This window comes from Sodalinema sp. (assembly GCF_046483825.1).
GTDB lineage: Bacteria > Cyanobacteriota > Cyanobacteriia > Cyanobacteriales > Geitlerinemataceae > Sodalinema.
Genome location: NZ_JAWOCL010000179.1, coordinates 1 through 8,290, shown reverse-complemented (window position 1 = coordinate 8,290; position 8,290 = coordinate 1). Strand labels below are relative to the sequence as shown.

At 53.5% G+C, this 8,290-nt stretch carries 6 protein-coding genes; all 6 read right to left on the bottom strand.

The annotated features are described in order from the left end of the window. Positions 1-797 (bottom strand): RAMP superfamily CRISPR-associated protein (locus tag R6U67_RS11800; RefSeq protein ID WP_410252732.1); only part of this gene is annotated, 797 nt, incomplete at its 3' end. Next, on the bottom strand, positions 797-1,363 hold the full coding sequence (gene csx19, locus R6U67_RS11795) for a CRISPR-associated protein Csx19 (protein ID WP_410252731.1): 567 nt from the start codon (positions 1,361-1,363) through the stop codon (positions 797-799). The genes R6U67_RS11800 and csx19, both read right to left, overlap by 1 nt. After that, positions 1,360-2,868, bottom strand: coding sequence for an RAMP superfamily CRISPR-associated protein (locus tag R6U67_RS11790; RefSeq protein WP_410252730.1), 1,509 nt, complete (start codon positions 2,866-2,868; stop codon positions 1,360-1,362). Before R6U67_RS11790 ends, csx19 begins: the two co-directional genes overlap by 4 nt. A gap of 15 nt (positions 2,869-2,883) precedes the next feature. After that, positions 2,884-5,298 carry an RAMP superfamily CRISPR-associated protein gene (locus tag R6U67_RS11785; protein ID WP_410252729.1) on the bottom strand — a complete coding sequence of 805 codons (2,415 nt, stop codon included), beginning with the start codon at positions 5,296-5,298 and terminating at the stop codon, positions 2,884-2,886. A 113-nt stretch (positions 5,299-5,411) separates the two neighbouring features. Continuing rightward, positions 5,412-7,100, bottom strand: a complete 1,689-nt coding sequence (locus R6U67_RS11780; RefSeq protein WP_410252728.1) for a Cas10/Cmr2 second palm domain-containing protein — start codon at positions 7,098-7,100, stop codon at positions 5,412-5,414. A gap of 262 nt (positions 7,101-7,362) precedes the next feature. Next, positions 7,363-8,290 (bottom strand): CRISPR-associated endoribonuclease Cas6 (gene cas6, locus R6U67_RS11775; protein WP_410252727.1); only part of this gene is annotated, 928 nt, incomplete at its 5' end.

The following is an 8,290-nucleotide window of genomic DNA, read 5'->3' as shown; positions in this document are numbered from 1 at the left end:
GACCCATCGGGGTAGGTGAGTTTACCATGGGGCTTGGTGCTGTTGCGATTATAAAAGGGAAGCCAGGCGGCATACATGGGACCCTGAGGACGACCATCTCTCCCAATATCGGATGTGCCGGGATACAACTTGATTTCGTTGTTTTCAATGCGGGCGGGAACCATCTCTAAGCCCATTTTGGCAGGCATTCGATAGGCTAACCGCATATCATGGGGGTCGAGGACGGAAAGGCGAGAGTTGGTGACGGCTTCGTAGGCGGACCGCAACATCCCTCTCAGGGAGGTGGGGGGAAGGTAGGGTTTCCCTTGGGCGTCGAGACGGGTGGGGAAGGTTTTATGACCTTGTGCATCTTCCTCCATCTCGGAAGCGTCGGGAATGAGGAGGGGGGTGATGGTGGTGAGTTTGACGGCGATGCGTCCTGTCCAGTGGTTGGCGTGGTAACGACCATGACCGATGGGTTTGCGATCGCCCAACTCCCCAGTTATATTATTCCGAGGTAAGGCAGGAACGAAGTTATAGGGATTGTGAAAAATGTTGGGATTAACGGTTTTCGGTTGCGGCACCGCTTGGAAGACCCCACCCACTTCTCGAACTCGACGGGGTTGATTGTTGTCTAATTCAAACTCAACGTCGAGTCCATTAAGGGCTTGGGGGTTGTTTTTGTGACTTTTGTAGAGAGAAGCGGTAAGAATGCTTTTGCCAATCCCAAAGGTTTTGCTCTCATTAGAATCATCTTGAAACCGCAATTCAATTGCCCCGTTATTTTTGACCTTTAACTCACCTTTTAATACAGACATTACTGAACCTCCAATTTAACTAAACGTTCTTCGATGACGGCAATATTGCCAAAATCACCCACCTCGGCAAGATATTCCCGAGACTGTAGAGAAACCCGTTGGTCTTTTTTCAACGACTGGCTGAGAGGAACATCCAGTTTGCCGATGCGGGCTTCGGCCAGACGTTGCCAGCCCTCTTGAGTGTCAGCGTTTGCGATCGCTGTTCCCCAGAGAAGATAGGTTTGCGGGAGATGGTCTTGAATGGAAGTCTGAGTGGCCTCGAATGTCTCAGAATTGAGGTCGAGATCACTGTCAGCGAGAATCACGAGAAACCCATTTCCCTGATTCTCATTTAGCCAACGCACTTCACAGGTTTCATTGAAAATTCGGGCTTCAAAGTAGTGGCTGAGGTCTAAGGGTTGACCGTCGCTACCGCAGATTTGGCCGTTTTGAACTTGGGCGAGATCGCAGGACTGGGGGGAGTAGAGGAGGGCATTGGCCCCCATCTGTTGCGCCTGAGTTGTCTGAATGGCTTGGTCTAGGGACATCGGCGATCGACTGACCCAACTGTATAATTTTTCTGTCATGCTGCACCTTTGCTTTGGTTTTGTTCAATCCAGTCTTGCCAGGCGACGCTTAATTCCAAACGTAAGTCGTCGCTGAGTTGGGAAAAATCGGGTCCCAGGCTGAGTTCTCCCGCCAGTCCGGGAATGTCGCTGTCTCCCTGAACCTGGAGGGTCATGTCCGTGACGGCGACGGTTCCCATGCCGCGATTGGTCCCGTAACCGATGGGAATCTTGCGGTTGGCAAAGTCCCGTAAGACCAGCAATAACAGGGCAACGGCCGGCTGCACTTGGTCAGGAGACCATTCCTCCAGTCGCGCTAAATCGACCTGAATGCCAATGGGGTCCCACTCCACCCCAATCGGTTCTAGGACGCTGTACAACATCCCCTCCGCTGCACCCCCTGTCCAACGGTCAATGGCCACATGGACGGCGGGCTGGAGTTTCTGATAGGGTTTTGTCCCGACGGCGGTTTTGAGTTGGGACTTGAAGCCATCATGTAAGTCTGTGGCCCGTTCCACGTTGAACCAACCGTCTTCGGAGATGGGGAGGGTTCCGTAACAGTCATCGAGGAAGAGAATCCCCATTTGACCTTCGTCTCGACCTTTCTTGGAGGCGGCCCCAAAAATCTCGTTGATGAGATTGAGGTGGATTTGGTCGGCAAAGTCTTCTCCGGTGGTTTTTTGGCAGACGGTGCGGATAATCCGTTCGGCGTGGGACCGCAGGACTCCTTTGAGGGAACTTCCGGGAATGACGAAGCGTACGCCTGAGTCGACTTGACTGACGAGGGGTAACATATCCACCGCAATCCCGTCGGCTTCGGCTTTCACCATGACGGGGTCTCGGGGCGTCCAGGCGATTTGGAAGTCCAGGGACAGGGGCATCTCGTAGGCGGCTTTGGCTTCGAGGTCTGTCCAGGGTTGCGGGGTTCCACCGTTGAGGAGGCTGTTGAATAGACCTGCGGCATGACTGAGGTCTTGGCGGTGGATGTTTAGATTTTCCAGTTTGACCCGTCCTAAGCCGCGAGTTTTGGCGGCGCCGATGCGGATATCTCCGTTTTGGAGGGCGTTGAGGAGTTGCCAGAGGGCAATGGGGTCGTCGTTGGTTTGGCTGTCAAAGGTGAGGTTGAGGGCGAAACTGACGCCTTTGGGGAGGATGGCGCGGCTGTATTTGAACCGTTCGGCGGCGGTTCCGCTGTGGCGGTCAATGCCTACTCCTTCGCGAATTTCGATGGGTTTGCGGGTCTGGATTTTGGCGTCGTCGATAATCATCTGGCTGGCCCCATAATCTTTGGTTTTATGGTCGCCCCAGATGTGTTTGATGGATGTGTCATCTTGATTGGGTAATCGGGTCATCCAACTGCGGAAGGCGCCGGCGAGACTGGTTCCGGGGAGGTAGTATTGACCGCGACCGTTGACGGCTAGGGCTAGGTCGGTGTCGGCGTCGCCGCCAACGCCTCCGATATGGATGGGGGTTTGGGCTTTGAGTTCGCCGGTGATACTCCAGCGGTTGTGAATTTGTCGTGCCATGTTGATGTTTTGGGGTTAGTGGTTCTGCTGGGCTTTTTCGAGGTCTCGTTTGTGGGCGCGAATCATGGCATCGACTAGGGTGCGGACGGCTTCGGCCCAGAGGCTGGCTTGCAGTTTGCTGGTTCCATTGTCGGTGAGGGTCAGTTTTTTAGAGTCCAGGTTGAGGATTTGCCAAATTTGGTTGGTATTGGTTACCAGTTGTTGGATTTTGTCAAGGCTTTTTCCGGGCCATTTTTCTTGACGATTGTCAACTTGTTTTAGGGCATTAATCCAGGTACTGACGGCGTTAGGGTCTTCTCGTTTTCTGAGTTTTCCTAGGACCGATCGCAGTCCCCCCAATTGACTCATGGGTGGGCAACTGTCCTCACCACTGATTTTGATGCCCAGGACTTCTTCTCGTTTTTGAGGACTTTGGGCGATCGCCAAAGCTTGAGACTGAATCGCCTCACGCCAGGCAGCTTTTTCGATGAGACGAGCATACTTAAAGACATCGTCGGACACTTTTTTGGTTGTTTGAGTGTTACTGTTTTTGGATAACAAGGTGGTTTTGGAATTTGAATTATCAGTTTGAGAGTTTGATTTCTTCCTCTCCTTGTCACTCAAGTTGTCATCAGTGAGTAAGGGGTCATTAAAGGAGAGTTGTCCATAGCCTTCGGCGCGGCGATCGCCAATCCCTCGGATGGCCACTTGTTTGAGTTTGTTGGGGTCGAGATTGCCCTCAACGGTATAGACTAAACAACTTCCGGCTTGCCAACCTAATAGGGATGGACGGGGTAATCCCCAACGCACTTGCCAGGATTCAGTTCGTCGCTGGCGCAACATCATGGAGAAACAATTGGGGTGTTTACGGAGTTCGAGGCTGACTCCTAATTCCTTGGCTAAGGCTTGCGTGAAGTCGTCGGGATTGAGGGTGGGGTTGAGGCGATCGCCCCGCATCAAGACATCAGATAAAAACCAAACATAGAGAGGATCACCTGAACTTATCCCTTGACTTTTTGGGGTTTGTGTGTTAGCAGGATTCGGGGGAGAGTCAACCGTAATCTTGACCCCGCCATATTGGTCTTTTTTCGATTGACCAATCCGGGTTTTTCCAGTTAGCAAATCATGCCAATTTGGGTTGTTCTTGGACAGTTCTTGATTAACCGCAGCAGAGACTCTTAACTCAGCGTGAAAGGTGAGTCCGGCGGGGATGGCTTCGTAGCTATACAGTCCGCCAACCTCCTCGCTGGGCCGTTGGATCTCATCTTTGATGGTGTTGTGGGTATAGAGGGCTAAATCGACTTTTCCATAGGCGGGTAGTGTGTTGTTTGTCCAGGGTCCGAGATAGCCACCCCGTTCGCCTTTGAGTTGGACTCCTTGGGGGTCAGATTCTTGGAAGCGGTTGTAGACTTTGCGGCCTTTGCTGAGACCACCATCGAGTTTTTCGCCGAAGAGACAGAAGGGGGTGGGACGACCCGGTTGTTGGTCAATCTCTAGGGTGGCGTTGGTGAGGATGAGGGCGTTGTTGGCGATCGCCTGGCTGATGTTGACGCAATTACCCAGTTTCTTGTGCAGATAGCGCAACAGATAGCGACCGGGAATATAATCGAGACATTCGACGAGGTTGCCGACAGTCCGGGCCGGTAACACCAGAGGCGATTGGGTTTCCAAGGTTAAGGGAACCGTTACCCAGGTTCCGTCAGCATTCAAGGAATTGTCACTATCGTCACTGAGGCTGACGGCGCAATTTGTGGGCTGTAAGTCAGGAATCTTGGGAACTTGTCCATAGTTGTTTTGCAACCAAACTAAGGGATCTCCGTTGTCTCCCCAGTTGAGTTGAATGTCACAGCGACCATTTCCCCGACGGCGTTTGCCTCCTAACCGTTGTACCATCTTGGCCCCGGCGGTGAGGAGTCCTTGGACAAAGGGAAGGTACTGATTTGGGGATAGACCGGGATACGCATCACTGAAATTGACTTGGGCCTCGGCGGTGAGGGTGGCCCCCTGACGTACCATCTCTTCAAAGCGGAGATACTTATCCATTGCACAGCCGGATTCTGGATCAATGGCGACACCGGGCTTCATGAAGGCGATCGCGGTCCTCAGTTCCTGCTTCTGACCTAGGGCCTGACGCAAGTTCTCATCTAACCGTGCCGAATGAATCGAGACAATGGCGGGTCGAGGTTCGTTTTCTAAGGGAGTTGTCGCCAGGGCCGGTTGATCGCCAAAGAGAACCTTTAACCAATCATTCCACTGGCCCGTCAGTCCGCCATCTAAGGCCTGGGCCGCTTGTTCGCAGCCATCTCGTAAAATTCCGGTGAGGGTTTTGGCGGGGAGATAGGGTAAATCATCGGCATCTCGTTGCACAATGCTGTCAAGTTCGGCCCGTCCGGTTCCAGATCCGACGTGCCAGTCGCTGTGCATGGTAATGGTGAGGGAGAAGGGAATCATAGGTTAGAAAGGCAAGAGGCAAGAGGCAAAAGGCAAGAGGGGTAGGATGTGTTCTGGTATCGTAGGGGCGAAAAATTTTTCGCCCCTACATTGGCATCATCCTGGGACAACGGTTAGAGAAATTCTTGGGCATCGAGGGCATCGAGAAAGGTGGTGTGGAAGTTAATTTGCCCCTTGTCTTGGCTTTGGTAAAACAAGGATTTTTTCTCGTCATCCTCGGCAAACCGTTCCAGGGAATAGCGTCCCTTAATCAAGGCATATTGGGCGTTGGCGGCTTCTCGACCTAGAAATAGGGCTGTTCGTAGGGCGTGGGACTGGCTGCTGGGGAGTTTGACGCCGCCATCTCTGTCTTGGTCTCCGTCAGGATCTGATTTGAGACGGGTCACGCGATCGCATAACCGACTCCAGTGATGCTGGCTGGCCCAGTCTTTACCCTCGGCAGATTTGAGTTTGTCTAACTCGGTGACGACGTAGGGACGGTTATAGAGATAGGTGGTGGCTTCAGGCTGGAGGTTACGGCGAATGCGTTCTAGGTCAATGTGGGTACTGTCATAGAGAATATGAAAGTCGATCGCGGAACAGGGGAACGGCGTAATTGGCTTGGAGTTCGGTTTGATAATGGTCTGTTTAACGGATTTGGCGGATTTAATCAGGCTTTCGGCCAGTTCGTAGGCCACGGAGAAGGGGAAATGGGGTTTGATAATGGCAATTCCGGCACAGGCGGAGAGGCGGTTGATGCTAAATTGTTTTTCAGCGATTTTAGAGATTTCCCGTTTCTGTTCGGTTTCGGCTTCAAACTGGGTTAGGAAAACTTGGGTAAATTTCAGGGCGGCTTTTCCATCACAGACGACGGTCAAGTCGTCCCCTCCGACAATGAGAGGAACGAGGGGAACGGCTTTATCGTTGGGTTTGAAGGTTTCCTGAATCGCTTTCTCAAAGGCGGCTTCTGTGCATTCGTCGAGTTCTAAGGAAAATTCTCGGTAGCTGCTGATATACTCTCGATTGGATGGGGCTGTCCCCAGACAGTCGGCGAAGTTCAGGAAGATTTGTCCGAGACCATTCCCGTCGGCGTGGACAATGGCTAACCACTCCACATCCCCTTCTAATTGATTGATGTTGTTAATGAGTTTGGGGGTGGTGTTCTCTGAGGGGATTTGATGCAGGCGACGGATTCCGGCTTTGGCAGCTTCGCGTTTGCTGTGGCTGACTTGGGAGATGGGAACTTGCTCGTTTTCTGGGGTATGTTCGAGGCGAGAGGCGGGGAGGCCACTGAAGGAACAGTCGGCGATGATGGGTAATCTCAGGAATCGGGCTTCGGCGGTGGGACGGTAGGGTTGGGTTTCTTCAAAGGTTTTGTGAACGTCTTGGATGGCTGTGTCGAGACTGTTCGTCTGGTCCCAGTCTTGGATGGCGACGAATACCCCGGAGAGGTTGAGTCCTGGCGCTTCTGCGATCGCCCGCTGGGTGACCCGACGAATCAGGTCTTTGGCATCCTCTTCGGTCCGCGACAGAATTAGGGCTTTGCCGGAAGTGGCAATAATGATTTCGAGGGGTTTGTTGCCCTGTTCGATGGCAGGGTTCAGATCCTTGTTGCGCAGAATCTGTCGTAACTCTTGGCTATTGCCCCATTTGCGTAATTCCGGGGTTTGGTTGATGTCGGCAACGGCATCGAGAACCCATGTTGTCCCGGCGCGGTAGGTGAGTTCGGAGGCGCCGATGTTTTCTTTGAGTTTGTTGGTCGAGAAGATGAAGTTCTGATTTCCAGAGGTTTCTAGGAGAACCAGGTAGGGAGAAGCCGTCATAGGAGGGAAGCGGTAGATTTAGCTAGGCAGGTTCGGCTGAGAATCGGTCTGGATTGGGCGATCGCCGTTTGAGACCGGGGATAATCTCTGGGTAGGCTCACCCTATCAAGGGTTTTGCTGCTTTTTGCGGATCGATCGCCTTTTATTTAGATTTTACGTTTCATAACACTTGGGTTGGGGGTGGGCGTTGCCCGATGGTTGTTGCCCGATGGACTGGGATGAGTCTCATCATACCCCCTACTTGGAAGACCCCTCTTCAGATTTAAGGGGAATTAGAGGGGCCGTTGAGGCTGCGGCGGGCAAGTTTAGCATAGGTTTTGACGGTTTCATAGGGCATTTCCAGGTCTTGGGCGATCGCCGTTAGGGATTCGCCCAACTCCCGCCGGGCTAGGATGGTGGCCCGGGTTTGACAGACCTGACGGGCGCGATCGCTCTCGGGGCGTTTCTGCTGGATCAGAAGTTGGTCGGTGAGATCGGCAATGCGATCGCCGAGATGGGCTTGTGGACTGGGGGGTTGAGGATGGGAATCCTGCCAGCCGAGGCGGGTTTGCCCCAGTCCAAAGGTGGTTTTATGGCCCGTCCCGCAATAGGGGGCATAGTGAACTAGGGCGCTAAAGAGTTGGGCAAAGTCGGGATTTTGCCGGGTTCCAGCGGCCGAGAGGGTCAGTTCAATGGACCCGGTAAAGCCCGTGACCGACCCTCGCTTCCCGGCGGCAATTTTACTGGATTGGATGTCATGGCGAGATAGGCTCACATGGCTGTCTATCCAGTCCAGGAAGGGGTCGGGTTCGACAAAAATGCCTGAAAAGTTATTCCAGCGGCGCAGATAGCTTTGAAAGAGGTTTACGGGGTTAGGGAGGGGCAGGTGATGACCCCGATGACGGAAGCTGGTGGGGGACACGAAGCTGAGGGCGAAACGCCGCTGGGGGGGAGATTGGTGGAGTTGGTCATAGGTGGTGGGGGCTGGGGTGATGCGGTGCGATCGCAGGTTGAAGCACAGGGAACGCAAGTCGAGGGTTTGGGGGAGACGGGTAAGCCAGGTTTCGGCCCAGGCGACGAGGGGGGCGCTAAAGAGGGTGAGCCGCCACTGGTAGGGCTGATCCGTCTGGATATGCAGGTGGCGGCCGATGACGGGGACTTCTCCGAGGAGGGGGGAGAGGGTGAAGGCTTTGTCGTCGGGGGAGTCGTGC

What these genes read in the sequence shown, in the direction of transcription:
- R6U67_RS11790 (WP_410252730.1), bottom strand. Translation starts at nt 2,868, where the DNA reads ATGGCACGACAAATTCACAACCGCTGGAGTATCACCGGCGAACTCAAA.
- R6U67_RS11780 (WP_410252728.1), bottom strand. Translation starts at nt 7,100, where the DNA reads ATGACGGCTTCTCCCTACCTGGTTCTCCTAGAAACCTCTGGAAATCAG.
- csx19 (WP_410252731.1), bottom strand. Translation starts at nt 1,363, where the DNA reads ATGACAGAAAAATTATACAGTTGGGTCAGTCGATCGCCGATGTCCCTA.
- R6U67_RS11785 (WP_410252729.1), bottom strand. Translation starts at nt 5,298, where the DNA reads ATGATTCCCTTCTCCCTCACCATTACCATGCACAGCGACTGGCACGTC.